General features: G+C 72.0%; 1 protein-coding gene. It reads left to right on the plus strand.

Annotated elements, in window-relative coordinates; genetic code table 11:
* Positions 1-305 precede the first annotated feature (305 nt).
* The gene (locus tag C1J00_RS45790) at positions 306-689 is read left to right on the plus strand and encodes a hypothetical protein (RefSeq protein ID WP_180989937.1); all 384 of its coding nucleotides are present in this window, start codon (positions 306-308) and stop codon (positions 687-689) included.
* The last annotated feature ends 51 nt before the right edge of the window (positions 690-740 follow it).

The raw sequence follows: 740 nt of genomic DNA on the forward strand, positions 1-740 counted from the left end.
GTGCCCGCCCTCCCGGACGAGTGCGGCACTGCACCGCTGTTCGGGGACGAACCGAAGCCCAAGCGCACGACCCGGACCCGCACGCCGGCCCCGGCGCGCAGCGAGGACACCGGCACTCTCTTCTAGCCCACGCGGACAGTGCAGCCGTGAGACTCCCGGCGCGCATCGCGGACCGCAGGGAGCCGCATCTTTCCTGGGAACTCCTCGGTTCTCCCCGGATCTTGTGGCGCCTGACAGTCTCATTGCTGTACTATCAAGGTGTTGGCGGAGAGCACCGCCAACACCCCGAACGAAGGAACACCGCAATGGCTTCTGTCACCGCCCGCCGCGCACTCCGCGACCGCATCCGCGCCAACCGCGCCGCCTCCGCCGAACGCCGCACCATCGCCAAGGCCGCCCGCCGTGTCCGCACCGGCCCGCGCTCCCTGGCCACCCACATCATCGCCACCGGCGCCGACGCCGCCACCGTCAAGGGCGTTGCGAAGGCCCTCCAGGGCGTTGCCAAGACCGCTCGCACGAACGGACTCAAGGGCAAGCGCGCCCGCATCCGCCGCTCCTTCAACGGCGCCCGCAACGTCGTCAAGACCGTCTACCGCTACACCCGCGAGCAGATCGCCCAGATCGCCGCCGCGTACAAGCCCCGCAAGGCCGAGTACAAGGCCGTCCGCGCCGCGCTGATCGCCGCCTGAGCCACCCCCTGACCGCCGGGGCGCGGCCCTTCCCCCGCCGCGCCCCGGCCC

This window comes from Streptomyces cahuitamycinicus, from assembly GCF_002891435.1.
Classification (GTDB): domain Bacteria; phylum Actinomycetota; class Actinomycetes; order Streptomycetales; family Streptomycetaceae; genus Streptomyces; species Streptomyces cahuitamycinicus.